This is a genomic window from Actinoplanes solisilvae (genome assembly GCF_003999975.1).
GTDB lineage: Bacteria > Actinomycetota > Actinomycetes > Mycobacteriales > Micromonosporaceae > Actinoplanes > Actinoplanes solisilvae.
On the sequence record NZ_RJAC01000005.1, the window covers coordinates 309890 to 336140 of the forward strand.

Consider the following 26251-nt stretch of genomic DNA (forward strand, 5'->3'; position numbering starts at 1 on the left):
GAGGTCCGAAGCCGTGGCGGCGGCGACGGACCTCCGGTCGGGTAATTCTGTCAGCCCCTCGCACTACTGTTGAGCCCGTGCCAGACCCCTCCAGCTATCGGCCCGCGGCGGGAACCATTCCCGAGTCGCCGGGCGTCTACCGCTTCCGCGACCAGGCCGGCCGCGTCATCTACGTCGGCAAGGCCAAAAACCTGCGGAACAGGCTGAATTCCTACTTCGCCGACACCTGGTCGCTGCACGCGCGCACGCAGCAGATGGTGACCACGGCGGCCAGTGTGGACTGGGTCACCGTCGGCACCGAGGTCGAGGCGCTTCAGCTCGAGTTCTCCTGGATCAAAGAGTTCGACCCGCGCTTCAACGTCAAATACCGCGACGACAAGTCCTATCCGTTCCTCGCCGTGACGCTGAACGAAGAGTTCCCCCGCCTCCAGGTCATGCGCGGCGCCAAGCGCAAGGGCGTGCGCTACTTCGGCCCCTACTCCCACGCCTGGGCCATCCGCGAGACGCTCGACCTGCTGCTCCGCGTCTTCCCCGCGCGCACCTGCTCGACCGGCGTCTTCAAGCGGGCCGGTCAGATCGGCCGTCCCTGCCTGCTCGGCTACATCGGCAAGTGCTCGGCCCCCTGCGTCGGCACGGTCAGCGCCGACGAGCACCGGGCCATCGTCGATGACTTCTGCGACTTCATGGCCGGTCGCACCGACACGTTCGTCAAGCGGCTCGAACGCGACATGCTCCAGGCCTCCGAAGAGCTCGAGTTCGAGAAGGCCGCCCGGCTGCGCGACGACATCGCCGCCCTGCGCCGCGCGATGGAGAAGCAGACCGTCGTGCTCGGCGACGGCACCGACGCCGACGTGGTCGCCTTCGCCGAAGACCCGCTCGAGGCCGCCGTCCAGGTCTTCCACGTGCGCGACGGCCGGGTCCGCGGCCAGCGCGGCTGGGTCGTCGAAAAGGTGGAGGACCTCACCACCGGCGATCTCGTCCACCACTTCTGCAGCCAGGTCTACGGCGACGAGCAGGGCGAGGGTGACGTGCCGCGCGAGGTGCTCGTGCCCGCCCTGCCCGACGACGCCGGCGCCCTGGCCGACTGGCTGTCCGAACACCGCGGCAGCCGTGTCTCGCTGCGGGTGCCGCAGCGCGGCGACAAGCGGTCGCTGCTCGAGACGGTGGCCCGCAACGCCGGCGAGTCCCTGCAACGCCACAAGATGCGCCGCGCCGGCGACCTGACCACCCGCAGCAAGGCCCTCGACGAGATCGCCGAGGCGCTCGGACTCGACACGGCGCCGCTGCGCATCGAGTGCTTCGACGTCTCCCAGATCCAGGGCACCGACGTGGTCGCCTCGATGGTCGTCTTCGAGGACGGTCTGGCCCGCAAGAGCGAATACCGTCGCTTCGCGATCCGCGGCAACGCCGACGGCAGCGGCACCGACGACCTCGCGGCCATGAGCGAGGTGATGCGGCGGCGGTTCGCGCGCTTCCGCGCCGAGCCCGGGGCCGACGCCCCGCGCGACCGGCCCGAGTCCGACGAGTCCGACGAGACCGAGGCCGGCCTGGCCGTCGACAGCCTCACCGGCGCCGGCCCGGCCGGGGGCGCCGCCGACGAGATCGCCACCGTCGAGCTGCCGGGCATCGACCCGCTCACCGGCAAGCCCCGCCGGTTCGCCTACCCGCCGCAGCTCGTCGTCGTCGACGGCGGCCAGCCCCAGGTCAACGCGGTCGCGGCGGTCTTCTCCGACCTCGGCATCACCGACGTGGCACTGTGTGGCCTGGCCAAGCGGCTCGAAGAGGTCTGGCTGCCCGGCGAAGACTTCCCGGTCATCCTGCCGCGCACGTCCGAGGCGCTCTACCTGCTGCAGCGCGTCCGCGACGAGGCCCACCGGTTCGCGATCACGTTCCACCGCCAGCGGCGCTCGAAGCGGATGACCGCCTCGGCGCTCGACAACGTGCCCGGCCTGGGCGAGACGCGGCGCAAGGCACTGCTGCGCCACTTCGGCTCGCTCAAGCGCGTCTCCGCGGCGACCCCCGAAGAAATCACCGAGGTGCCCGGCATCGGCCGGCGCACGGCCGAGGCCCTGCTGGCCGCGCTCAACCCGCCCACCACCGACCGGCCGAAAGATCCGTCGGCGGACGCGATCCCGGCCGGGGGAGCGGGTCGCACCAAGGCGGGGGCCAACCGCTCGCGGGCCGCCCGGCCCAGCACCGAGGCCGACCGCTCGATGACAGAGAGCGATGCGGCCGGAATCACCGCCGCCGATCTGGGCAACTGAGGCCGCGATCGGGAACGGTAGTTCCGGCCCGGCCGGAACTACGAACGCCGGGCGGTGGTTGTAACGGCGGGGGCCGGAGAACCGATCGGATGGATGACAGCCGTCCGGGAGGATCGAGGTACCGGCTCCGGCCTAGGATGTTGTGTCCGCCGGGGGCGCGGGCGAGGCGACGCTGGGAGGCGTGCGTGACGGAGTCGATGCCGGAGTTCATGGCCGACGCGGTCGATCCCGAGGAGGTGACCACCGACCTGGTGGTCGTCACCGGGGTCTCCGGCGGCGGGCGCAGCACGGTCGCCCGCGCGCTGGAGAACGTCGGCTTCTACGTGGTCGACAACCTGCCGCAGGCGCTCATGCTCGACATGGCCCAGCTCGCCTTCCAGGCCGGCGGCGCGGCGAAGCGTACGGCCATGGTCCTTGACGTTCGCAGCCGTGCCTTCTCGACCGACCTCACCGGGGCGGTGCGCGCCCTCAAGGATCGCGGCTTCTCGCCCCGCGTCGTGTTCGTCGACGCCGAGGACGACGTGCTGATCCGCCGCTTCGAGTCGGTGCGCCGCTCGCACCCCATGCAGGGCGACGGGCGCCTGGCCGACGGCATCGCGGCTGAGCGCAAGCTGCTGGCCGAGGCCCGCGAGCAGGCCGACGTCATTATCGACACCAGCCACCTGAACGTGAACCAGCTGCGCCGCCGGGTCGAGGAGCTCTTCGGCGGCGAAGACGTGCGGCGGCTGCGCATCACCGTGCTGTCGTTCGGCTTCAAGTACGGCCTGCCGCCCGACGCCGACTACGTGATGGACGCCCGGTTCCTGCCCAACCCGTTCTGGGTGCCCGACCTGCGCGATCACACCGGTCTGGAAGAGGCCGTCAGCACGTACGTCCTCGACCAGGAGGGCGCGAACGACTTCGTGAAGACGTACGCCGGCCTGATCTCCGCGACCGCGCCGGGGTTCGAGCGCGAGGGCAAGCGCTACCTGACGGTGGCGGTCGGCTGCACCGGCGGCAAGCACCGCAGCGTGGCCATCGCCGAGGAACTCACCGCCCAGCTCCGCGACATGCGGCTGGCCGCCCACGCCTCCCACCGCGACCTGGGACGGGAGTGACGGTGCCACCCGTACGGGTCGTGGCGTTCGGTGGCGGCCACGGGCTGAGCGCCTCGCTGCGCGCCCTCCGCAGCAGCGCCACCGAACTCGACCTGGACATCACCGCCGTGGTGACGGTGGGCGACGACGGCGGGTCGAGCGGCCGGCTGCTGGCCGAGCGGGACGCGCTCCTGCCGCCGGGCGACCTGCGCCAGGCCCTCGCCGCGCTGGCCGACGAGAAGCCGACCATGCAGCGCACCGCCAGCCTCCTGCAGTACCGGTTCGCCGAGATAGACGGTCCCGACCCGCTGGTCGGCCACGCCGTCGGCAACCTGCTGCTGCTCGGCCTCATGGAGATGCTGGGCGATCCGGTGCAGGCGCTCGACCACGCCGCCGCGATGGTCGGCGCACGCGGCCGGGTGCTGCCGATGGCCCGGCACGCGATCGGCATCGAGGCCGACATGCGCGGCGCCGACCCGGCCCGCCCCCACGAGGTGATCACCGTGCGGGGGCAGCACGCCGTGGCAGTCGCCCACGGGCACGTCGAGGCCGTGCGCATCGAGCCGGCCGACCCGCCGGTGTGCGCCCAGGCGGTCACCGCGATCGCCGAGGCCGACTGGCTGATCTTCGGGCCGGGGAGCTGGTTCACCAGCGTCCTGCCCCACCTGATGGTGCCGGGCCTGGCCGAGGCGATCCAGAAGAGCCCGGCCCGGCGGCTGGTCACGCTCAACCTGGCCACCGAGAACGAGACTCTCGGACTTTCGGTGGCCGACCACCTGGCCGCCCTGAGCTCGTACCTGCCCGGTTTGCGCGTCGACGTGGTGCTGGCCGACGGGCGCTGGGTGGGGGAGACCGAGCCGGTGCGACAGGCCGCGGAGGCCCTGGGCGCACGCCTGGTGCTGGCACCCGTGGCCGTTGCGGACGGCAGCCCGAGGCATGATCCTGAGTCGTTGGGCTCGGCGCTGGTGCCCGTCCTGGGCGCCGATCGTTAAAGCAAGGGCGTAATGCGGCACTTACTGTTCAAGATCCGGCGCATGAGGTGACAACACGATGGCTATGACGGCAGCGGTCAAGGACGAGCTGAGCCGGGTCGACGTGCCCAAGCCGTGCTGCCGTCGGGCAGAGATGGCGGCGTTGCTGCGGTTCGCGGGCGGACTGCACATCGTCTCCGGGCGCGTGGTGGTCGAGGCGGAACTCGACACGGGGGCGGTGGCGCGGCGGCTGCGGCGCGAGATCGCCGACGTGTACGGCTACCCGAGCGAGGTGCACGTTCTGGCTTCGGGCGGCCTGCGCAAGGGCAGTCATTACATCGTGCGGATCGTGAAGGACGGGGAGGCGCTCGCCCGCCAGACCGGCCTGCTCGACGTGCGGGGCCGTCCGGTGCGGGGGCTCCCGCCGCACGTGGTCTCGGCTAATGTGTGCTGCGCGGTCGCGGCGTGGCGTGGCGCGTTCATGGCGCACGGCTCGCTGACCGAGCCGGGCCGCTCCAGCGCCCTGGAGATCACGTGCCCGGGGCCGGAGGCGGCGTTGGCGCTGCGCGGGGCCGCCCGGCGCATCGGCATCACGGCCAAGGACCGCGAGGTGCGCGGCGTCGACCGGGTGGTGATCAAGGATGGCGACGCGATCGCGGCGCTGTTGACCCGGGTCGGGGCGCATTCGAGCGTGCTGGCGTGGGAGGAGCGGCGGGTGCGTCGCGAGGTGCGGGCGACGGCGAACCGCTTGGCCAACTTCGACGACGCGAACCTGCGCCGCTCGGCGCGGGCCGCGGTGGCGGCGGCGGCACGGGTCACGCGGGCGCTGGAAATTCTGGCCGACGAGGCCCCGAACCACCTGACGTCGGCGGGCCGGCTGCGGCTCGAGCACCGGCAGGCGTCGCTGGAGGAGCTGGGGGCGCTGGCCGACCCGCCGCTCACGAAGGACGCGATCGCCGGGCGCATAAGGCGTCTGCTCGCCCTCGCCGACAAGCGCGCCCGTGACCTGGGCATCCCCGACACCGAGGCCGCCGTGACCCCGGAGATGATGGCCTGCTGACCTAGCTTCCCGACTAGCTGTCACGGAGCAAGATGTCGCTTGTTCCGTTTGACGGTGATTCAGCCGCTCAAAAGCTCTTACAACAGCGCTGAAATTTCCGGAACACTCCTCGGCATGGAACACGGGGAGGACCTTGAGGTCCGGGTGACAGCGGTGGAAAACGAGCTGGTGGTTCTGCGGCAGGACGTCTTGGAGGTGAAGGTTTTGGCTAAGGGCGCGAGTGAAGACGCGGGTGACTGCAAGGCGGCGCTCCGCGAACAGAAGGTGAACCTGGAGTCGATGAGGGCCACCCAGCTCGAGCACGGGGCGGCGCTGAAGAAGCTGTCGAGGTCCTACGATCGGCTGGACGCGAAGGTGGACACGCGATTGGCCGAGCTCGACGAGAAGATCATCGCGCGGTTCGCCGAGCTGGGCGTGACGCAGCTTGAGCAGGCGAACGCGATCGAAGCGGTGTCTCAACAGGTCGGCACGCTCACGACGATGGTGCAGAAGATGTCGGAGAGCCTTGAATCTCTCCTCGCCAAGATCCTGGCGGAGCAGCTTCAGCAACGAAAACTCATGCAGGAGACGAACGAGGATGTTCAAGGACTGCGGTCGACGCAGCTTGAGCAGCAGGCCGACGTCGAGAAGCTGCAACGAGCAGACATGATGCAGCGGGCCGAGATCAAAGACATCCGGGCGACTCAGCTCAAGCAGTATGCCGATCAGAAGGCCGGTTTCGCCGAGATCAGGAAGCTGTTGAAGGGGGACGGCGGGGGCGCTGGGGTTTTGGTGTCCTGAGTTCGCGCGCTTCGGCGCGCGCTTCCGGCCCCGGAGGGTGACCACCGGGGCCGGGCCGGAAGCTGCGCCACGGCCCGGTGTTGCACTCAGCGTGGCGGCACGCCCGGTTCGGTGTGATTGCGGTTGGTGACTGTCACGACTCGTACGGGATGGGTTGTCTTTAGAAAGAAGGGCTGGTTAACGGTGGGGCGCGTCACTTTGTGACAGCGACCCCTCGGGCGAGGCGCGGCGAGGCTCGGATAGGGTCTTACCGACGGCGACGGTGCCGGCAACACGACCGACCGCGCTGGTGCGCCGACAGTCTGACGCGGCGCCTCCTCAGCTCGGGCGCTGTGGCCGGACCCACTCTTCGCCGGCCCGCGCGCGGTCGGCGACGCAGACCCTCCGCCGGTCGCATAATCCGGCGGACCGAAACGAGGAGATCCACCTGTGACCATCCGGGTTGGCATCAACGGCTTCGGCCGTATCGGCCGCAACTTCTTCCGGGCGGTTCTCGCCTCGGGTGCGGACATCGAGATCGTCGGCGTGAACGACCTGACCGACAACGCCACGCTGGCTCACCTGCTCAAGTACGACTCGATCCTGGGCCGCCTGCCGCACGAGGTGAAGGCGACCGCCGACGAGATCACCGTCGCGGGCAAGACCTTCAAGGCGTACGCCGAGAAGGACCCGAACAACCTGCCGTGGGGCGACCTGGGCGCCGACGTCGTCATCGAGTCGACCGGCTTCTTCACCGACGCGCAGAAGGCCAAGGCGCACGTCGACCAGGGCGCCAAGAAGGTCATCATCTCGGCCCCGGCCAAGAACGAAGACATCACCATCGTCATGGGCGTCAACGACAACCTGTACGACGGTGCGAAGCACACGATCATCTCGAACGCTTCGTGCACGACCAACTGCCTCGCGCCGATGGCGAAGGTCCTCAACGACACGATCGGCATCGAGCGTGGCCTGATGACCACGATCCACGCATACACGCAGGATCAGAACCTGCAGGACGGCCCGCACAAGGACCTGCGTCGCGCCCGCGCCGCCGCCCTCAACATCGTGCCGACCTCGACCGGTGCCGCCAAGGCCGTCAGCCTGGTGCTGCCCGAGCTCAAGGGCAAGCTCGACGGCTTCGCGCTGCGGGTGCCGATCCCCACCGGCTCGGCCACCGACCTGACCTTCACCGCGAGCAAGGACACCTCGGTCGAAGAGGTCAACGCCGCGATCAAGGCCGCCGCGGACGGCCCGCTCAAGGGCATCCTGGTCTACACCGAGGACGAGATCGTCTCGTCCGACATCGTCACCGACCCGGCCTCCTGCATCTTCGACGCCGGCCTCACCAAGGTCATCGGCAACCAGGTGAAGGTCGTCGGCTGGTACGACAACGAGTGGGGCTACTCGAACCGCCTCGTCGACCTGGTCAAGCTCGTCGGGGCCTGATCTTGAAGACTCTCGACGACCTGCTCGGCGAGGGTGTTACAGGTCGGCGCGTCATCGTGCGCGCCGACCTGAACGTCCCGTTCGACAAGCAGAACCCGGGCGTCATCAGCGACGACGGCCGCGCCCGCGCGGTGCTGCCGACGCTGATCGCGCTGCGTGACGCGGGCGCCCGCGTCATCGTCATGTCGCACCTGGGCCGCCCCAAGGGCGCGCCCGACCCGAAGTTCACGCTCGCCCCGGTCGCGACGCGGCTCGGCGAGCTGCTCGGTTCGCCGCTCGTCTTCGCGTCCGACACGGTCGGCCCCGACGCCACGGCCAAGGCTGCCGCGCTCGTCGACGGCCAGGTGCTGCTGCTCGAGAACCTGCGCTTCAACGCGGGGGAGACCTCGAAGGACGACGCCGAGCGGGGTGCGTTCGCCGACCAGCTGGCCGCGCTGGCTGACGTCTACGTCGACGACGCCTTCGGTGCCGTGCACCGCAAGCACGCCTCCGTGTTCGACGTCGCGGCCCGGCTCCCGCACTACGCCGGCGGGCTCGTCCTGCGCGAGGTCGAGGTTCTGAAGCGGGTCAGCGACAACCCGGAGCAGCCCTACGTCGTCGTGCTCGGCGGCTCGAAGGTCTCCGACAAGCTCGCCGTGATCCAGGCGCTGCTGCCCAAGGTCGACAAGCTGCTCGTCGGCGGCGGCATGTGCTTCACCTTCCTCAAGGCCCAGGGCCACGAGGTCGGCGAGTCGCTGCTCGAGGACGACATGGTCGCCACCTGCCGTGACCTGCTGTCGCAGGCCCAGGGCCGGATCGTGCTGCCGGTCGACGTCGTCGCGGCGACCGAGTTCTCGGCCGACGCCGACCACGTCACCGTGCCCGCGTCCGAGATCCCGGCCGACCGGCTCGGCCTCGACATCGGCCCCGAGTCGGTGGCGTTGTTCGCCGCCGCGATCGGCCCGGCCAAGACCGTGTTCTGGAACGGTCCGATGGGCGTCTTCGAGCTGGCGCCGTTCGCGGCCGGCACCCGGGGCGTAGCCGAGGCGATCACCAGGATCGACGGATTCTCAGTGGTCGGCGGCGGTGACTCGGCCGCGGCCGTGCGCACCCTCGGCCTCGACGAGGCCGCCTTCGGGCACATCTCAACGGGCGGCGGCGCCTCCCTGGAATACCTCGAGGGCAAGACCCTCCCCGGTATCGAAGCACTGGAGAAGTGATGGCGGACGCTCGTCGCCCCTTGATGGCCGGCAACTGGAAGATGAACCTCAACCACTTCGAGGCCAATCTTCTGGTGCAGAAACTCGCCGCCAGCCTCACCGAGCAGCAGCTCGCCGACGTCGAGGTGGCCGTGCTGCCGCCGTTCACCGACCTGCGCACCGTGCAGACCGCGGTCGACGGCGACAAGCTCAACATCGAGTACGGCGCTCAGGACATCTCGACGCACAAGTCCGGCGCCTACACCGGTGAGATCGCGGGCTTCATGCTCGAGAAGCTGGGCTGCACCTATGTGCTGGCCGGCCACTCCGAGCGCCGCGAATACCACAACGAGGACGACGCGACGGTCAACGCGAAGGTGAAGGCGGCCTACGCGAGCAACCTGACGCCGATCCTCTGCGTGGGCGAGGGCCTGACGATCCGCGAGGAGAACGGTCACGTCGGACACTGCACTGCGCAGGTCGTCGCCGGTCTGGAAGGGCTCACGCCCGAGCAGGTCAAGCGGATCGTGATCGCGTACGAGCCGGTCTGGGCGATCGGCACCGGCAAGACCGCGACCCCCGAGGACGCCCAGGAGGTGTGCGGCGAGATCCGCGCGCGGATCTCCGAGGTGTACGGGGCCGAGGTTGCCGGCGCCGTGCGGGTGCTCTACGGCGGGTCCGTGAAGGCGGCGAACATCGCCTCGATCATGGTCAAGCCCGACGTGGACGGCGCCCTGATCGGCGGCGCGAGCCTGGACGCCGAGGAGTTCGCCTCGATTGTCCGGTATCGCGAGCACGTGGCGCGCTGAAGTCACTTCGTGTGCCCGGGCGTATAACGCGCCCGGGCACACGCTATTGTTGTAGCGCTGTAGCGCCCTTCGAGAGCCTGTGCTTTGTTGAGAGGATTCGACCCGACCATGCCGATGTGGTTCGCTTACACGTTGATCACGTTGCTGGTCATCACCAGCATTCTGCTCACGCTGCTGATCCTGCTGCACCGCGGCAAGGGCGGCGGCATGTCGAGCATGTTCGGTGGCGGTGTCACCTCCAGCCTGGCCGGCTCCTCGGTCGCGGAGAAGAACCTCGACCGCTACACCGTTCTGGTGGGCATCGTCTGGTTCGCCTGCATCGTGGGCCTCGGGCTCTGGATGCGGCTCGCGCTGCCGGGCAGTTGAGTTTCCGCACGCCCCGTCTTTCCTGACGGAGCGTAATAGTCGTAGAATCTGCCGCGCGTCCGGTTTCTGCCGGGCGCGCGGCGTTTCTATAGCTCTGTTTCGGCCTGATTTCCGGCTGGGAGAGTCCAGCGCCCCTCGAGACAGGAGTCACGTCCGTGTCCAGTGGCAGTGCTATCCGTGGCAGCCGTGTCGGCTCGTCCCCGGTGCGCCCCGACGAGCGCAGCGAGCCCGCCCCGCGGCGGGAGGTGACCTATTTCTGCTCGGCCGGCCATGCCAGCCAGATTCTGTTCGCCGCCGAGGCGCCGACGCCCGACGCGTGGGACTGCCCGCGCTGCGGCCAGCCCGCGGGCCTCGACCGGCAGAACCCGCCGGGCCGGTCACGCGCCGAGCCTTACAAGTCACATCTGGCGTACGTCAAGGAGCGGCGCACCGATGAGGACGGTGCTCGAATCCTCGAGGAGGCCCTGGCCAAGCTGCGCCAGCGTCGCGGCCGGGCCTGATGTCTCCCGGGGTGCCCTGAAGTGCGCCTCTCACGGCGCGGCCTCTGAGAGGCGCGCCGTGCGTCGCGCCTCTCAGGGCGCCGTGGAGCGTCCGAGGTAGAGGGCGTTGGGCTCGGACGGCACCGGGATCTCGGTGAACCCCAGCCGGCCGTAGAACGCGCGGGCGGCGGTGTTGGCCGGGGCCATGCCCAGGTGCACCCGCGGAACCCCGGCGTCGTGCAGCCCGGCCAGGAAACTGGCCATCAGTCCCCGCCCCTGGCCGCGGCCCTGCCACTCCGGCAGCAGGTCGATGTGCAGGTGGGCCGGGTAGCCGGCCAGCTCGGCGACGAGCATGCGCTCCGGGTTGTGGTGCAACGCCAGCCAGCCCTGGTCGCGCGGGTCGTCGCCGTAGCGTCCCTCGGTCGCCGGCAGCCACTCCGCGCGATAACGGCGTACGAAACGCGCCGTGTCCGCGGTGCCCACGATGTAGCCGACCGCGTTGCCGTGCCCGTCGTCGAGGATTCGGGCGACCTCGGGCTCCAGCACGACGTAGGGCGCGGCGAAGACGTCGCCGACGAGGCGGTCGGAGCTGTTGCGGCCGCGGGCGTCGCCACCGGAGTCGGCGGTGCGCACGCAGATGTCGTAGACGGCGTCGAGGTCGGTGGGGCGGTAGGCGCGGATCGTCGGTTGCACAGGGGAAGTTTAAGATTCGCCAGGTCTGTGGCCGGGCTCACCGTCCGATGTCACGATGTGGCGATGAACTGGACGCTGGAAGTAGTCGTTGTCCCGGTCGCCGATCTCGACCGTGCCAAGGAGTTCTACGCGGACCGCCTCGGGTTCGCCGTCGACCACGACACCAAGATCAATGACGATGTACGCATCGTGCAGCTCACCCCGCCCGGCAGCGGCTGCTCGATCGTCATCGGCAAGGGTGCCGTGCCCGACATGCCGCCCGGCTCGCTCAAGGGCCTGCAGCTCGTGGTGCCCGACATCGCGGCCGCCCACGCCGAGCTGGTCAAGAACGGGGTCACGGTCAGCGACGTCCAGGTGGTGGGCGAGAACCCGCGGCCCACCGACCACCCCCTGGACAACGTCGGCTTCGTCTTCTTCGACGACCCGGACGGCAACAGCTGGGCCGTCCAGCAGATCTCTTCGCGCGCCTAGCCGTTGGCCTTGGCCGCGGCGGCTTGGTCGAGCAGCCAGTAGGTCTTCGTACGCCCGGTCGCGTGGACGGCCGGCACCAGCTTGTCGCCGCCCAGCGCGCGGCCCACCGAGTCGGTCTTGTCGGGGCCGGCCGCGATCAGCCACACCTCGTCGGCCGTCTGGATGGCCGGCATGGTGAGCGTGATGCGGGTCGGCGGGGGCTTCGGGCTGTCGTGCACGGCGGCCGTGGTGCCGCCGGTCTGCCAGTCCCGCCCCGGGAAGAGGGACGCGACGTGGCCGTCCTCGCCGACGCCCAGCATCAGCACGTCGAACGTGCGGTCGGTGGGCAGCTCGGCGGCGTAGCGGGCGGCCGCCGCCTCGGCGTCGTCGCCGTCCGGGCCGTCCGAGGCGGGCATCGCGTGCACCCGGGCCGGGTCGAGCGGCAGCTTGTCGAGCAGGGCCTCGCGGGCCTGGGTCTCGTTGCGCTCGGGGTCACCGGCGGGCAGGAAGCGCTCGTCGCCCCACCACAGGTCGACCCGGGACCAGCTGATCGCCTTCGCCTCGGGCAGCTCCAGCAGGGCGGCCAGCACCCGCTTGGCGATGCGGCCGCCGGTCAGCACCACGTCGGCCGAGCCCCGCTCGACCTGCGCGTCCACGATCTTGGCGATCAGCCGGGAGGCCACGGTCGCCGCGAGGGTGTCGGCGTCGGGGACCACCACGACCAAGGTCTTGCTCACTTGTGCGCCTCCTAGGAGAAAAGAGGCCGCCCGCCTAGGTGGCGGGCGGCCTTTGAGAAACTCGTCGGCTCAGGCGGCGGTTCCGCCGGGACCGGCCATCGCGCCGGCCTCGTCGGCCTTGGCGGCCAGCGCCGGGTCCTTCCAGACATGCACGCGCATCGGCGGCTTGTGGTCGAGACCGGTCACGCCGGCCATCGCGCCCAGCGCCTCGGAGTAGACCTGGTCGGCATCGAGCCGGCGCAGCTCCTCGGCCAGCTCGTCGCCGACCGGCCGCTTGGGCAGCGGCATGTAACGGTCCTCCTGGCCGGTGCGGCTGAACAGCGCGGTGTTCTCCTCGCGGGTCACCGTCACGTGGTCGCCGTTCTCGCAGATCAGCTGCACCGAGTGCATGCGCGGGACGCGGTCGGAGACCTGCAGGTCGGGCACGATGCCCAGACGGGACTGGAGCCAGCCGCTCATCAGGGCAGCGGTCGGGTCCTTCTTCGGCGCCACGATCGTCGCGCCGACGACGCGGGCCTCGGTGGTGTCGAAGGCGCCGGCCACCAGGGTGCGCCACAGCGTGATGCGGGTCCAGGTGAGGTCGGTGTCGCCGGGCGCGTAGTCGAGCGCCCGCTGGCGCAGGGCGGCCACCGGGTCGGGCGCCTGCGCGCAGTCGGTGATGCGACGGTCGGCGACGACGCCGAGGAAGTCGTTCGCGATGATGTCCGGCGGTTCCTGGTGCCACCAGGTGACGACCGGGACGTCGGGCGCGAGCAGCGGCATGACCACCGACTCGGCGTGCAGGGCGAGACGCCCGTACATGCGCATGACGACGGCCTCGGCCGGCCCGAGACGCCCGCCCACGACGATCTCGGCGTCGAGCCGGCTGCGGCCCTCAAGGTCGGAGCGTACGACGATGAGCAGCCGGCACGGGTGCGCGGCGGCCGCGATGGTGGCCGCGGCCTCGGCCTCGCGGACCTTCTTCTCCTCGACGACGGCCACCAGGGTCAGGGCCAGGCCCGAGGCCACCCCGCCCGCGCTGCGCCGCTCGGCGGCCAGCGCCTTGACCACCTCGTTGCCGGTGGTGTCCCACAGCCCGATCATGCTCGCCTCCAGGCGCGACCCTCGCGGGCCAGCATCTCGTCCGATGCGCGCGGGCCCCACTCGCCGGCCCGGTAGGGCTCGGGCTTGGTGCCCGCCCACGCGGCCTCCAGCGGGTCGATGACCTGCCAGCTCTGCTCGATCTCGGCGGCGTCCGGGAACAGGGTCCGGTCGCCGACCAGCACGTCCAGGACGAGACGCTCGTACGCCTCGGGGCTGGACTCGGTGAACGCCTCGCCGTACTGGAAGTCCATCGCGATGTCGCGGACCTCCATCGTGGTGCCGGGGACCTTGGAGCCGAACTTCAGCACCACGCCCTCGTCGGGCTGCACGCGGATGACGAGCTGGTTGTTGCCCAGCATCTCGACGTCGGCCGGGTCGAACGGCAGGTGCGGAGCGCGCTTGAAGAGGATCGCGATCTCGGTCACCCGGCGCGGCATGCGCTTGCCGACGCGGACGTAGAAGGGGACCTCGGCCCAGCGCCGGTTCTGGATGCCGAGGCGGACCGCGGCGTACGTCTCGGTGGTGGAGTCGGCCGGGATGTTCTTCTCTTCCAGGTAGCCGACCGCGCGCTCGCCGGCGACCCAGCCGGGGAGGTACTGACCGCGGACGGAGCCCTTGGAGATGTCCTTCGGAATGGCGATGGCCTTGAGGACCTTGAGCTTCTCGGCCCGCACGTCGTCGGGGTCGAAGCTCGTCGGCTCCTCCATGCCCACCAGGGCGAGGAGCTGGAGCAGGTGGTTCTGCAGCACGTCGCGGGCGGCGCCGGACGCGTCGTAGAACGCGGCGCGGGTGCCGATGCCCACGTCCTCGGCCATCGTGATCTGCACCGAGTCGACGTACTTCGAGTTCCACACGGGCTCGAACAGGCTGTTCGCGAAGCGCAGGGCCAGAATGTTCTGGACCGTCTCTTTACCCAGGTAGTGGTCGATGCGGTAGACGTCACCGGGCGTGAAGACCTCGTCGACGAGCTGGTTCAGCGCGATCGCGGTCTGCAGGTCGTTGCCGAACGGCTTCTCGACGACGACGCGGCGCCAGCCACCGGACTTCGCGTTGTCGGCCATGCCGGTGCGGGCGAGCTGGTTGAGCACCAGCGGGAACGCGGCCGGCGGGATCGAGAAGTAGAAGGCGGCGTTACCCGGGATGCCGTTGCGTTCGCGTAGGTCGTCGAGGGTCGCGGCGAGCTGGTCGAACGCGGCGTCGTCGTCGAACGAGCCGGGAACGAACTGGAACTGGCTGGCCAGACGCTGCCAGACGTCCTCGCGCCACGGGGTCCGGGCGCCCTTCTTCGCCGCTTCGTAGGCCAGCGACTCGAAGTCGCCGTCGCCCCAGTCGCGGCGGGCGAAGCCCAGAACCACGAAACCGGGCGGCAGCAGGCCTCGGTTGGCCAGGTCGTAGACGGCCGGGATGAGCTTCTTTCGGGACAGGTCACCGGTGACTCCGAAGATCACCAGAGCGCAGGGCTCCGGGATCCGGGGAAGCCTGCGGTCCTGTGCGGTACGCAGCGGATTGCCCACGTGGTCCATCCTGCCAGTTTTCGGTGTCGTGCAAGTGTCTAAGCAGGGACAGAGAGAGGGGACCCGCATCACGCGAGTCCCCTCTGAGCTGCGTCAGGCCGCGTCGCTCGGCTTGCTCGAACCCTTGGCGGCTGCCTTGAGCGACCGGTCGACGCCCTCCAGCAGCTCCTTCCAGCTCGCCTCGAACTTGTCGACGCCCTCTTCCTCGAGGACCTTGACGACGTCGTTGAAGTCGATCCCGACCTGGGCCAGATCGGTGAAGATCCGGTGCGACGCCTGGAAGTTCGGGGTGATCGTGTCGCCACGGACCTCGCCGTGGTCGGCGAACGCCTTGATCACCGATTCCGGCATGGTGTTGACGGTGTCCTCGGCGATCAGCTCCTCGACGTAGATCGTGTCGCGGAATTCAGGGCTCTTCGTCGAGGTCGACGCCCACAGCGGCCGCTGCGGGTGCGCCCCGGCCGCCGCGAGGGCACGCCAGCGGTCGGTGTTGATGACCTCCTGGTACGCCTCGTACGCGAGCCGGGCGTTGGCGATCGCGGCCTGGCCCTTGAGGGACTTGGCCTCGTCGCTGCCGATCTTGTCGAGGCGCTTGTCGACCTCGGAGTCGACGCGCGAGACGAAGAACGAGGCCACCGAACCGATCTTGGTGATGTCGTGGCCGTTCGCCTTGGCCTGCTCGATGCCCGCGATGAACGCGTCCATCACGGCGCGGTAGCGCTCCAGCGAGAAGATCAGCGTCACGTTCACGCTGATGCCCTCGGCCAGAACCGCGGTGATCGCCGGCAGGCCCGCGAGGGTCGCCGGGATCTTGATGAACAGGTTCTCGCGGTCGACCAGGGCCCACAGCTCCTTGGCCTCGGCCACGGTGCCCTCGGTGTCGTGCGCCTTGCGCGGGTCGACCTCGATGGAGACCCGGCCGTCGACGCCGCCGGACGCGTCATACGCCGGGCGCTCGACGTCGCACGCCTGCTGGACGTCCTGCGAGGTCATCGCGCGGACCGCCTCGTCGACGGTGGCGCCCTGGGCGGCCAGCTGCTTGAGCTGGGCGTCGTAGGCGTCCGCGTCGGACAGGGCCTTCTGGAAGATGCTCGGGTTGGTCGTGACGCCGACCACGTGCTGCTCGTCCAGCATCTTCTTCAGCGAGCCGGTGGTCAGCCGGGGACGGGAGAGGTCGTCGAGCCAGACCGCTACTCCAGCGGCCGAAAGCTCACCAAGCCTGTCGGTCATGTTCGTACTCCTCAGTTACCGGTCTTGTGACCGGTGATCTCGCCGACCTTGGCCAGGGCGGCGTTGGCCTTGGCCACCACGTTGTCCGCGGTGAACCCGAACTGCTCGAAGAGGATCTTCGCGGGGGCGCTGGCGCCGTAGTGCTCGATGCTCACCGGCTCGCCTGCCTCTCCGAGGATCCGGTCCCAGCTCTGCCGGATGCCGGCTTCGACCGTCACCCGGGCCTTGACCCCGCGGGGCAGAACCTCCTGCTGGTACGCGGTGTCCTGCTCGTAGAACCATTCGAGGCACGGCATCGATACCACGCGGGTGGGCGTGCCCTCGGCCTCGAGGCGCTCCTGCGCGGTGAGGCAGTACTGCACCTCGGAGCCGGTGCCGATGAGGATCACCTTGGGCTCGCCGCCGGTCGCCTCGGACAGGATGTAGCCGCCGCGCAGGGTGCCCTCGGCCGACGCGTACTTCGTACGGTCGATGGTGGGCAGGTTCTGCCGGGAGAGGGCCAGACCGGTCGGGCGGTCGTTGTGCTCGAGCGCGCCGCGCCAGGCGTACGCCGTCTCGTTCGCGTCGGCCGGGCGCACGATGTCGAGGCCGACGATGGCGCGCAGCGCGGACAGCGTCTCGATCGGCTGGTGGGTCGGGCCGTCCTCGCCCAGGCCGATGGAGTCGTGCGTCCACACGTAGATCACCGGCAGCTTCTGCAGCGCGGAGAGCCGGACGGCGCCACGCATGTAGTCGCTGAAGACCAGGAACGTGCCACCGTACGGGCGGGTGCGGCCGCCGGCGGTGATGCCGTTGAGGATCGAGCCCATGCCGTGCTCACGGATGCCGAAGTGCAGCGTGCGGCCGTACTCGTTGCCGGGGAACGCCTTGGTCGCGTACTCGGCGGGGATGAAGGACGGCTCGCCCTTCATGGTGGTGTTGTTGCTCTCGGCGAGGTCGGCCGAACCGCCCCAGAGCTCGGGCAGCACCGGAGCGAGGGCGTTGAGCACCTGCTGCGACGCGGCGCGGGAGGCGAGACCCTTGGGGTCGGCCGGGAACTCGGGGAGCGCCTTCTCCCAGCCCTCGGGCAGCTTGTGCGCCGAGAGGCGGTCGAACAGCGCCTTGCCGTCGGGGTTGCCCTTGGCCCAGACCTCGAACTTGGTGTTCCACTCGTCGTGGGCGGCCCGGCCACGGTCGACGGCGGTGCGGGCGTGCGCCAGGACGTCGTCGGCGACCGCGAACGTCTCGTTCGGGTCGAAGCCGAGGATCTTCTTGGTCGCGGCGACCTCTTCGGCACCGAGGGCGGAGCCGTGGATCTTGCCGGTGTTCTGCTTGTTCGGGGCGGGCCAGCCGATGATCGTACGAAGCACGATGAACGTCGGCTTGTCGGTGACCTTCTTGCCGGCCTCGATCGCCTGGTAGAGCGCCTCGACGTCCTCGTGGTACTCGCTGCCCTTCGACGGGTCGCCCTTGCGCCAGTCGACGTGGCGAACGTCCCAGCCGTACGCCGCGTAACGCGCGCCGACATCCTCGTTCTTGGCGATGCGGGTGTCGTCCTCGATGGAGATCTCGTTGTCGTCGTAGATCACCGTGAGGTTGCCGAGCTTCTGCACACCGGCGATGGCGCTCGACTCGTGGCTGACACCCTCTTCGATGTCGCCGTCCGAGCACAGTACGTACACGTTGTGGTCGAAGACGGACTCGCCGGTGCCGGGCTCGGGGTCGAACAGGCCGCGCTCGCGACGGGCGGCCATCGCCATGCCGATCGCGTTGCCGATGCCCTGGCCGAGCGGGCCGGTCGTGACCTCGACGCCGGGGGTGTGCCCGTACTCGGGGTGCCCGGGGGTCAGCGAGTCCCACTGGCGCAGCGACGCCAGGTCATCCAGCGCCAGGCCGAAACCGTTGAGATAGAGCTGAATGTAGAGGGTGAGGCTGGAGTGCCCGCACGACAGCACGAAGCGGTCACGGCCGGCCCAGTGCGGGTCGGTCGGGTCGTGCCGCATGACCCGGTTGAACAGCAGGTAGGCGGCGGGCGCGAGGCTCATCGCGGTGCCGGGGTGACCGTTGCCGGATTTCTCGACGGCGTCCATGGCCAGGACCCGGGTAGTGTCCACCGCTTTGCGGTCTAGGTCGGACCAATTGAGTGCAGGATCTTTGGCAGCCACGTCGGTTGTGCTCCTCGTCGGGCATGATTTCGGGAAACCCTTTTGAAGTTGACCCTATCCACCTGGGTTAAACCCGTGCCCGGGGAACGCCCGAGGCCCATACGCTGAGAGCGGACAGGTCAAGTGTGCGCTCCGGCCCTGGGTAAGGGTCGCCGGAGCAGCGCAGATGCCTGAGCGTAGGCTGTCCGAGCGTGCCGCCGGCTGGCGCCGGTCATGGTCGTGAAATGGCTAGTGCCGAAGCCGGAAGGTGGCAGTCCGTGAGCATGATCACCGAGCGTCCCGTCCCTGGACGGCCGCCGGGGGATCCGGAATCCGCCGCGGTCGCGGCCGGGCCCGACGCGCGTCGCGATCCTCTAACCCTGTTCCGCGCCTATCTGGCGCTGACGAAGCCGCAGATCGTCGAATTACTGCTGGTGACCACGGTCCCGGCCATGATGATCGCGGCCGGCGGGTGGCCTGACCTGCGCACACTCGCCGTGGTGCTGGTCGGCGGGGCGATGGCGGGCGGCGCGGCGAGCGCGCTCAACTGCTACATCGACCGCGACATCGACCAGGTGATGCGGCGCACGAAGCGGCGGCCGCTGCCGGCGAACACCGTCACCCCGAAATCGGTATTGATCTTCGGCTTGACGCTCGCCGTGATTTCCGTCGCGCTGATGGCGGTTTTCACCAACTGGCTGGCCACGGCCCTGACCGCGGGCGCCATTTTCTACTACGACGTCATCTACACGCTGTGGCTCAAGCGGCGCACGCCGGCCAACACGTTCTGGGGCGGCATCTGCGGCTCGGCGCCGGTGATCATCGGTTGGGCCGCGGTGACGGGCACCGTTTCGGCGCTCGGATGGGCGCTTTTTGCGGTTGTTTTCTTTTGGCAGATGCCGCACTTCTATGCGCTCGCCATCAAGTACAAGGACGACTACGCCCGCGCCGGCATCCCGATGCTGCCGGTCGTGCGGTCCGCGGGCCGGGTCAACTTCGAGATCGTCCTCTACACCGTGCTGACCGTCGCGGCATCGCTGGTGGCCTGGCCGCTGGGGCTCGGCTGGATCTACGGCGCAGCCGCCATCGTCACCGGCGTGGCGTTCCTGGCCGAGGCGTTGCTGCTGGTCAAGCGGGTGCGAGCGGGCGGCCCGACCAAACCGATGCGCCTGTTCCACTGGTCCATCACCTACCTGACGATCCTCTTCATCGCCGTCGCGGTGGACGCCCTCATCTGACCCGCACCACCCGCGTCACGCGCCCGCCCGCAACTCGCGGCGGGCGCGTTCCGTTGTGCGGCTCTTCTGCTCGGGTGCCTCCGGCAGGTCTTGCGCTCCTTCTACTCTGGTGCTCCCCGCAGCTTGCGCGCCTGTCCTGCTGTGGTTCTTCTCGCAGCTTCGCGCTTCTGCTTCCCGCAGCCTGGGCGCTCCTTCTGCCCTGGCACCTCCCTGCAGCTTGCGTGCCCGGTCTGCTCTCGTGCTTTCCTGCAGCTTGCGTGTCTCGTGCTTTCCTGCAGCTTGCGTGCCCGGTCTGCTCACGCGCTTTTCTGCAGCTCGTAGACCCGGCGCGTTTGGCCCCGCGCTCGGGCTCCTGGCCTCGCGTGTCCGCCCGATCGCTGTCCTGCGGGGCCGCCGGTCGGCTGTGCCGTCGCCCCGCGAGCATTCGCCCGCTAGCACTGGGCCGTCGGTCACTTAGCCGGTCAGCGCTTCTGCCCGGACGGGTAGGCCCCGGTGCGCAGCCGTGGCCGCAGTTTGTATCTGCGCCCACCGTTCAGCTTGAGGACGCCGCCCCTTGCGCGGCCGCCTCTACGCAGCGTCTGCGCGCGGCCGCCTCTACGCGGCGTCTGCGCGCGGCCGCCCCTACGCAGGGTCTCCGCGCGGCCGCCTCTACGCAGCGTCTCCGCGCGGCCGCCCCTACGCAGCGCCCCCGCGCAGTCGGCCCTGCGCGGCCGCTAAGAAACCCCCTGCTGCGCAGCGTCCCTGCGTAGCCAGCCTGTGCAGCCGCCGTGGTGTCGCGCATGCAGAGTTGTTCCCAGTTTGCGTGTTTTCCGCGAGCGTTTGCCGAGCCTGCGCACCGAGCTGTTGCGGTTCCTCGTGTGTCTATCGTGGCTCTGCAGGGCGGGGGCGCTGTATTTTCGGGCACTTCCTGCCCGTTCCGCGCTGGTTGATCGGTTCGGCGGGCGGCGGCGGCACTTATGTTGATCGTTTTCCCCCGTGGGCGCGGTCCGGGGTGATCGACTACTCGGTGCGGATTCGGCGGAGTGTCATCGGTGTCGCACAACGCGACCGAAATTGCCTGATTTTCAGTTACGGCCGGTCACACGATAGATGGAAACCCGTTGATGTGGGCAATTCGGGCAAAATAGTTCCAGAGCTATGTGTCCAACAGTTAAACTCGCAGGTAATTCGTCTCACAAAAGGCAACCGGAGGTGCTTGCTTCCCGTAGCTAGGTGCTTAGTCTTCCCCTCATGGCTCAAGGTTCCGATACGACACTGACCGCGGGGATCAAGTCCTTCGCCGCCGGCCACGGGGGCGCCAAGGCGGTCATCGAGTACGTCGGCAAGCGTGGTGCCCGCATTGTGCTCGTCGGTGAGGACGGCGAGTGGTCCGACCAGTTCGCCGACGACACCAGCACCGCCCGCAAGGCGTGTGAGAGCGCCGGCGTCGAGGTGGAGAACGAGTGGGAGCGCGAGCTCATGGAGCAGATGCGCCCCAGCAACGACCTGTGGCGCTCGATGTCGCGCCGGAGCATGGCCCGCTGACTTGAACTCATCCGCCCACGCGACCCGGGAGAGCTCCCGGGTCGCCCTCGTGACCTGCGACATCTTCCCCGACCTCTGGGAGGACGACTTCCCGCTCCGCGACGCTCTGCGCGAGCGCGGGGTCGACGTGGACGCCGTCCGCTGGGACGACGCCGAGGCCGACTGGGACTCCTACGACGTCGCCGTGATCCGCTCACCCTGGGACTACGTGCCGCGCCGCGACCAGTTCGTCGCCTGGGCCCACAGCGTCCCGAAGCTGCTCAACCCGGCCGACATCATCGAGTGGAACACCGACAAGCGCTACCTGGCCCAGCTCGCGAAGGCCGGCCTGCCGGTGACCCCGACCGACTTCGTGGCGCCCGGCGAGTCCTGGACCCCGCCGGACGCGGGGGAGTGGGTCGTGAAGCCCACGGTCAGCGCCGGCAGCCAGGACACGGGCCGCTACGACCTGCCCGCCCAGCGCGCGCTCGCCGAGGCCCACGTCGCCCGGCTGACGGCCGAGGGTCGGACGGCGATGATCCAGCCCTACCTGGCGGCCGTCGACGAGGCGGGCGAGACCGCGCTGATCTTCCTGCCCGACGCGAGCGGCGAGCTGACCTACAGCCACGCGATCCGCAAGGGCGCGATGCTCACCGGCCCGGACGAGGGCACGATCGACCCCGGCAGCGAGCGGATCGACCCGCGAACGGCGACCTCCGCCGAACGCCGCGTCGCCGACCGCGTGCTCGAGGTCATCCCGGGCGGCACGAGGCGCCTGCTCTATGCCCGGGTGGACGTCATTCCGGGCCCCGACGGCGACCCCCTGCTGGTCGAACTCGAACTGGCCGAACCCTCCCTCTTCCTCAAGGAGAGCAGCGGCGCGGCCGTACGCCTCGCCGAGGCAATCATCAGCCGCCTCTGACGAGAGACAACCGGTCGCCGGTCGCCGGTCCCACTGGCGCCGACTGTTGCCGCCTTCGGTGGTCGCGCGTTCGACGGTGTGGCCGGAGGCGAGGTGGTGGCCGGAGAGATTTGCCGCCACCCCGCCTCCAGCGAGACGGACGATCGCGCAGGGACACCGGGAAAGCGACCGCCCGCATCGAAAATGTCTCCTATAGACCCACCTCTTTCCGTTGCCTGCTCGGACAGGCTCCGGCCGCGGGGCGTAGGGGCTCCGGTTGACCGGTCGACTCGGTCATGCCAGGTTCACCCCCGCGCTGCTGCCGGAGAGGGGTGGCGCCCGCGGAGCCGATCTCGGCGGGGATTTCGGCATCTCGGCTCATCAGCGGACGCCACCCGGGCGGCAGGGCTCGCAGAAGCCGATCCACGTGGCGGGGTTGCGGATCGACTGCCCTGCCGGGTCTAGGTGCCGTGGGAATTTCGTCACGGCTGGGCAGCGGTTGCGAAGCCGGCCACCGGCAGCACGAGGCCGACCGTTGGCAGCACGCCGGTGGGTGCTGTCGGCCAGCAGGTGCTCCTGGCGGCGGCCCGATCAGCTCGGCCCGGCGCGGGCGGGGACGACCGCTTTGCAGCCGATCGCGGCGGGCGGCTTCGACGGGCTGATGTGGTGACAGGGGTTCGTGTGTGCCATGAGGACAGCGTGCCGAACCGAACCGATCAACGACGGCTCGATGTCTCCACCTGTGGACGACACGCCGGTTATCCACAGGCTGCTTTTCCAAAAGGCCAGGTCAGCGTGTTTCGCAGGTTTGAGTTGGCGGCTTTAAGGTTGGGTCGGGCGCAAAGCGGAAGTGGTCAGAGCGTCAATGGCTGCTGAGGTGGTACGGGCTGCGCGCGCCGACATGACGCTGAGGGTAGGGACGGCGAAGAGACGGGAAATGCCCAGCGCGACCGGGGACGCTTGGCACGCCGAGATGTCGGGCGGTGGCTTGCTGGCGGGCGGCGGGTCGGCGCGAGTCCTAACGGGCCGCGGGTCAGCGGGAGCACTGACGGGCGAGGGGCGGCGGGTCAGCGCCGACCTGACGGGTGGCGGGTCAGCCAACCTGACGGGCCGCGGGTCAGCGCGGGGCCGGGACCGGGTCTGAGGCCGGGGTGGGGGAGAGCCCGGCCGCCGCGGGGGTCGCGGGCACGTCGGGGCGTTCGCGCTGGGACCACAGCACCGCGAGCGTCGCCGTCCAGACGAGGGCGGCGCCGAGCATGTGGAAGCCGACGAGCACGACCGGCAGGTGGGTGAAGTACTGCACGAAGCCGATCAGGCCCTGGGCCAGCTCGATCACCAGCAGCGCGACCGCGGCGCGGACCGCCTGGCGGGGCGCCTTGACGGCGCGCAGTGCGAAGACGAGCGCGATCGTCAGGCCGACCAGCAGGAACACCACGTCGGCGTGGGCCTGCGAGACGGTCGCCGGGTCGAGGCCGTTGCGTTTCGCCTCTTCGTCGCCGGCGTGGGGGCCGCTGCCGGTGACGATGACACCGAGCACGATCACGGCCGCGCTCACCACGCTCAGCAGCCACGAGAGGTGGGTCAGGGGGCGCGGTACGAGCCGGATCCGCCCGCCGTCGCCTTCGCCGGTGCGCTTCCACAACGCGTACGCGAAAGCAATGATCACCATGGAGACGAGGAAGTGCAGGCCGACGACCCACGGGTTGAGGTTGGTCAGCACGGTGATGCCGCCGACCACGCCCTGCAGCGGGATGCTGAACAGGACCGCCAGGCTCAGGACGATCGTCGAGCGGCGGCGCGGGCGCGAGAACCAGGCGGCGGCGACGCAGGCCACGGCCAGCGCGACGAGCACGAAGGTGAGCAGGCGGTTGCCGAACTCGATGATGCCGTGGACGCCCATCTCGGAGGTTGTCGTGTAGGAGGCGTCGGTGCATCGGGGCCAGGTGGGGCAGCCGAGGCCGGAGCCGGTGAGACGAACCGCCGCACCGGTGACGACGAGCGCGACGTTGGCGACCAGGGACGCCAGGGCCAGCGGACGCAGCGGTAGGAAGCTCACCTTCGGCATCGTACGCAGGGAATTGATCTTGAAAGCGGACGGTCCTGGGGTGCGGTGGCATGGATCACCGGGGGGCCGGTTTGCGGGGCTCGCGCGAATTACGTAACGTTAGCGTAGTGAAATACGAGGTGCTGAACCGTAGCGGGGTGGCGGGCGTAACGCTGTCTGCCGTCGCGTCGGACGGTCGCACCCGTGACCGGGTCGCCCAGCTGCTGCTCGAGCGTGGGTCGGCCACCGCCGCCGAGCTGGGCGGAGAGCTCGGTCTGAGCCCCGCCGCGATCCGCAAGCACCTCGACGCCATGCTCGCCGACCACGTCGTCGAAACCCGCGAGGTCCGCAACACCGGTCCGCGCGGCCGAGGGCGTCCGGCCAAGGCCTTCGCGCTCACCACGGCCGCCCGCGAAAATCTTAACCCGCACTTCTACGACGGCATCGCCACGGCCGCACTGCGCTGGATCGAGCAGCACCACGGTTCCGAGGCCGTCACCGCCTTCGCCTCGGCCCAGCTCGCAGCGCTCGAGGAACGGTGCCGGGCGGCGCTGCTCGAGGCCGGCGACGACCCGATCGCGCGGGCGGAGGCGCTCGCCCAGGCACTCACCGCCGAGGGCTACGCTGCCAACGCGTCGGTGATCGCGTCCGGCGGGCAGTTGTGCCAGCACTCCTGCCCGGTGGCTCACGTGGCCGCCGAGTTCCCCCAGCTGTGCGACGCCGAGACCGAGGTCATCTCGCGCCTCATCGGCACCCACGTGCAGCGTCTGGCCACCATCGCGCACGGCGACGGGGTGTGCACCACGCACATCCCGGCCCCGGCTCGAACCGCTACAAACGCCGCAACCACGGTTAGGACAGATTGATGACCGACCAGATCGTCAGCCAGGAAGAGCACCTCGCCGCCCTGGGCAAGTACGAGTACGGGTGGGCCGACAACGACGCCGCGGGCGCCGTCGCGCAGCGTGGGCTGTCCGAGGCCGTGGTGCGCAACATCTCCGCGTTGAAGAGCGAGCCCGAGTGGATGCTCAACCTCCGGCTCAAGGGCCTGCGCCTGTTCGACCGCAAGCCCATGCCCAACTGGGGCGCCGACCTCACCGGCATCGACTTCCAGAACATCAAGTACTTCGTACGCTCCACCGAGAAGCAGGCGGCCACCTGGGACGACCTGCCCGCCGACATCAAGGCGACGTACGACAAGCTGGGCATCCCCGAGGCCGAGAAGCAGCGCCTCGTCTCCGGCGTCGCCGCGCAGTACGAGTCCGAGGTCGTCTACCACAAGATCCGTGAGGATCTCGAGGAGCAGGGCGTCCTCTTCCTCGACACCGACACGGCTCTGCGCGAGCACGAGGACATCTTCAAGGAGTACTTCGGCACCGTCATCCCGGTGGGCGACAACAAGTTCGCCGCGCTGAACACGTCGGTGTGGTCGGGTGGCTCCTTCATCTACGTGCCCAAGGGCGTCCACGTCGACATCCCGCTGCAGGCCTACTTCCGGATCAACACCGAGAACATGGGCCAGTTCGAGCGGACGCTGATCATCGCCGACGAGGGCAGCTACATCCACTACGTCGAGGGTTGTACGGCGCCGATCTACTCGTCCGACTCGCTGCACTCCGCGGTCGTCGAGATCGTCGTCAAGAAGAACGCCCGGGTGCGTTACACGACCATCCAGAACTGGTCGAACAACGTCTACAACCTGGTCACCAAGCGCGCCACCTGTGAAGAGGGCGCCACCATGGAGTGGGTCGACGGCAACATCGGCTCCAAGGTGACCATGAAGTACCCGGCCGTCTACATGACCGGCCCGCACGCCAAGGGCGAGGTGCTGTCGATCGCGATGGCCGGCCAGGGTCAGCACCAGGACTCGGGCGCCAAGATGGTGCATGCCGCGCCGCACACCTCCTCGACGATCATCTCGAAGTCGATCGCCCGGGGCGGCGGCCGCACTTCGTACCGCGGTCTCGTTCAGGTGCTGGAGGGCTCGTCGGGCTCCAAGAGCACGGTCAAGTGCGACGCACTCCTGGTCGACACCATCTCGCGCTCGGACACCTACCCTTACGTCGACATCCGCGAGGACGACGTGGCGATGGGGCACGAGGCGACCGTCTCCAAGGTCAGCGAGGACCAGCTCTTCTACCTGATGAGCCGCGGTCTGACCGAGGACGAGGCAATGGCGATGATCGTGCGCGGCTTCATCGAGCCGATCGCCAAGGAGCTTCCGATGGAGTACGCCCTGGAGCTGAACCGGCTCATCGAGCTTCAGATGGAAGGGGCCGTGGGCTGACCAGCCCGGCCGGACACACAGCGGATCAAAGGACGAC

At 69.5% G+C, this 26251-nt stretch carries 23 protein-coding genes; 16 read left to right on the forward strand and 7 right to left on the reverse strand.

Annotation, left to right across the window (positions count from 1 at the left end; genetic code table 11):
- Positions 1-77 precede the first annotated feature (77 nt).
- The 10 genes from uvrC to EER30_RS17115 all read left to right on the forward strand — a co-directional run bounded on the left by uvrC (position 78) and on the right by EER30_RS17115 (position 10432).
- Complete coding sequence (gene uvrC, locus EER30_RS17070; protein WP_127501439.1) at positions 78-2264, forward strand: excinuclease ABC subunit UvrC; 2187 nt, start codon at positions 78-80, stop codon at positions 2262-2264.
- A gap of 197 nt (positions 2265-2461) precedes the next feature.
- Positions 2462-3361, forward strand: coding sequence for an RNase adapter RapZ (gene rapZ, locus EER30_RS17075; RefSeq protein WP_205650272.1), 900 nt, complete (start codon positions 2462-2464; stop codon positions 3359-3361).
- A gap of 2 nt (positions 3362-3363) precedes the next feature.
- Positions 3364-4332, forward strand: a complete 969-nt coding sequence (locus tag EER30_RS17080; RefSeq protein WP_127501440.1) for a gluconeogenesis factor YvcK family protein — start codon at positions 3364-3366, stop codon at positions 4330-4332.
- Between the two features lie 58 nt (positions 4333-4390).
- Positions 4391-5371, forward strand: a complete 981-nt coding sequence (gene whiA / locus EER30_RS17085; RefSeq protein ID WP_127501441.1) for a DNA-binding protein WhiA — start codon at positions 4391-4393, stop codon at positions 5369-5371.
- A gap of 54 nt (positions 5372-5425) precedes the next feature.
- A complete protein-coding gene (locus EER30_RS17090; RefSeq protein WP_127501442.1) occupies positions 5426-6151 on the forward strand; it encodes a hypothetical protein in 726 nt (241 codons plus the stop codon).
- A gap of 429 nt (positions 6152-6580) precedes the next feature.
- On the forward strand, positions 6581-7579 hold the full coding sequence (gap, locus tag EER30_RS17095; RefSeq protein ID WP_127501443.1) for a type I glyceraldehyde-3-phosphate dehydrogenase: 999 nt from the start codon (positions 6581-6583) through the stop codon (positions 7577-7579).
- Entirely contained in the window at positions 7576-8778 is a 1203-nt protein-coding gene (locus EER30_RS17100; RefSeq protein WP_205650273.1) for a phosphoglycerate kinase, read from the forward strand. The genes gap and EER30_RS17100 overlap by 4 nt, the downstream gene beginning before the upstream one ends.
- Positions 8778-9566, forward strand: coding sequence for a triose-phosphate isomerase (tpiA, locus tag EER30_RS17105; protein ID WP_127501445.1), 789 nt, complete (start codon positions 8778-8780; stop codon positions 9564-9566). The genes EER30_RS17100 and tpiA overlap by 1 nt, the downstream gene beginning before the upstream one ends.
- Positions 9567-9674: 108 nt before the next feature.
- Positions 9675-9932 carry a preprotein translocase subunit SecG gene (gene secG / locus EER30_RS17110; RefSeq protein WP_127501446.1) on the forward strand — a complete coding sequence of 86 codons (258 nt, stop codon included), beginning with the start codon at positions 9675-9677 and terminating at the stop codon, positions 9930-9932.
- A 155-nt stretch (positions 9933-10087) separates the two neighbouring features.
- Positions 10088-10432 (forward strand): RNA polymerase-binding protein RbpA, encoded by a 345-nt coding sequence (locus EER30_RS17115; protein WP_127501447.1) that lies wholly within the window; start codon positions 10088-10090, stop codon positions 10430-10432.
- A 72-nt stretch (positions 10433-10504) separates the two neighbouring features.
- On the opposite strand, the gene EER30_RS17120 is transcribed toward EER30_RS17115, so the two are convergent.
- Entirely contained in the window at positions 10505-11104 is a 600-nt protein-coding gene (locus EER30_RS17120; RefSeq protein WP_127501448.1) for a GNAT family N-acetyltransferase, read from the reverse strand.
- Positions 11105-11167: 63 nt separating this feature from the next.
- Here EER30_RS17120 and EER30_RS17125 point away from each other — a divergent pair, with 63 nt between their 5' ends.
- Positions 11168-11575 carry a VOC family protein gene (locus tag EER30_RS17125; RefSeq protein WP_127501449.1) on the forward strand — a complete coding sequence of 136 codons (408 nt, stop codon included), beginning with the start codon at positions 11168-11170 and terminating at the stop codon, positions 11573-11575.
- Here the strand turns inward: EER30_RS17125 and pgl are convergent.
- The 5 genes from pgl to tkt form a co-directional block, all read right to left on the reverse strand.
- Positions 11572-12291, reverse strand: coding sequence for a 6-phosphogluconolactonase (gene pgl / locus EER30_RS17130; protein ID WP_127501450.1), 720 nt, complete (start codon positions 12289-12291; stop codon positions 11572-11574). The genes EER30_RS17125 and pgl overlap by 4 nt on opposite strands.
- A 69-nt stretch (positions 12292-12360) precedes the next feature.
- Complete coding sequence (locus tag EER30_RS17135; RefSeq protein ID WP_127501451.1) at positions 12361-13374, reverse strand: glucose-6-phosphate dehydrogenase assembly protein OpcA; 1014 nt, start codon at positions 13372-13374, stop codon at positions 12361-12363.
- Entirely contained in the window at positions 13371-14888 is a 1518-nt protein-coding gene (gene zwf, locus EER30_RS17140) for a glucose-6-phosphate dehydrogenase (protein WP_205650274.1), read from the reverse strand. Before zwf ends, EER30_RS17135 begins: the two co-directional genes overlap by 4 nt.
- Positions 14889-14981: 93 nt before the next feature.
- On the reverse strand, positions 14982-16118 hold the full coding sequence (gene tal / locus EER30_RS17145; RefSeq protein WP_127501453.1) for a transaldolase: 1137 nt from the start codon (positions 16116-16118) through the stop codon (positions 14982-14984).
- An 11-nt stretch (positions 16119-16129) separates the two neighbouring features.
- On the reverse strand, positions 16130-18262 hold the full coding sequence (gene tkt / locus EER30_RS17150) for a transketolase (protein WP_127501454.1): 2133 nt from the start codon (positions 18260-18262) through the stop codon (positions 16130-16132).
- Between the two features lie 263 nt (positions 18263-18525).
- Here tkt and EER30_RS17155 point away from each other — a divergent pair, with 263 nt between their 5' ends.
- From EER30_RS17155 to EER30_RS17165, 3 genes are all read left to right on the forward strand, one after another.
- The gene (locus EER30_RS17155; protein ID WP_127501573.1) at positions 18526-19479 is read left to right on the forward strand and encodes a heme o synthase; all 954 of its coding nucleotides are present in this window, start codon (positions 18526-18528) and stop codon (positions 19477-19479) included.
- 1230 nt (positions 19480-20709) lie between these two features.
- On the forward strand, positions 20710-21003 hold the full coding sequence (locus tag EER30_RS17160; RefSeq protein ID WP_127501455.1) for a hypothetical protein: 294 nt from the start codon (positions 20710-20712) through the stop codon (positions 21001-21003).
- A gap of 1 nt (position 21004) precedes the next feature.
- On the forward strand, positions 21005-21904 hold the full coding sequence (locus tag EER30_RS17165; protein ID WP_127501456.1) for an ATP-grasp domain-containing protein: 900 nt from the start codon (positions 21005-21007) through the stop codon (positions 21902-21904).
- 1096 nt (positions 21905-23000) lie between these two features.
- Here EER30_RS17165 and EER30_RS17170 read toward each other — a convergent pair.
- Positions 23001-23948: a COX15/CtaA family protein gene (locus EER30_RS17170; protein ID WP_127501457.1), complete on the reverse strand. Its 948-nt coding sequence runs from the start codon at positions 23946-23948 to the stop codon at positions 23001-23003.
- Between the two features lie 119 nt (positions 23949-24067).
- On the opposite strand from EER30_RS17170, the gene EER30_RS17175 reads away from it, so the two are divergent.
- Together EER30_RS17175 and sufB are read left to right on the forward strand one after the other, a co-directional pair.
- Complete coding sequence (locus EER30_RS17175; RefSeq protein ID WP_432417553.1) at positions 24068-24793, forward strand: helix-turn-helix transcriptional regulator; 726 nt, start codon at positions 24068-24070, stop codon at positions 24791-24793.
- Positions 24793-26214 (forward strand): Fe-S cluster assembly protein SufB, encoded by a 1422-nt coding sequence (sufB, locus tag EER30_RS17180; RefSeq protein ID WP_127501458.1) that lies wholly within the window; start codon positions 24793-24795, stop codon positions 26212-26214. Before EER30_RS17175 ends, sufB begins: the two co-directional genes overlap by 1 nt.
- Positions 26215-26251: the final 37 nt, after the last annotated feature.